The 239-nt window shown below is 67.4% G+C and carries 1 pseudogene; it reads right to left on the reverse strand.

The window, feature by feature from the left end:
* A pseudogene (locus IH00_RS39535) lies at positions 1–239 on the reverse strand (cytochrome ubiquinol oxidase subunit I); the annotation flags it as partial.

Below are 239 nucleotides of genomic sequence, written 5' to 3' on the forward strand. Positions count from 1 at the left end.
TGAGGAAGTTGTGCCGCGGCGGCGGGCAGGAGGTGGCCCATTCCAGGGAGCGTCCGTACCCCCAGGGATCGTCGACGTCGATCCGCTTGCCGATCTTGGCGGTCTTCCACACGTTGTAGAGGAACGGCAGCGTGGAAAGGCCGAGCAGGAACGAGCCGATCGACGACAGCATGTTCAGGCCGGTGAATCCGTCCGCGGCGAGGTAGTCGGCGTACCGGCGCGGCATGCCCTCCGCGCCG

This window comes from Streptomyces sp. NRRL S-118 (assembly GCF_000716335.1).
Taxonomy (GTDB): domain Bacteria; phylum Actinomycetota; class Actinomycetes; order Streptomycetales; family Streptomycetaceae; genus Streptomyces.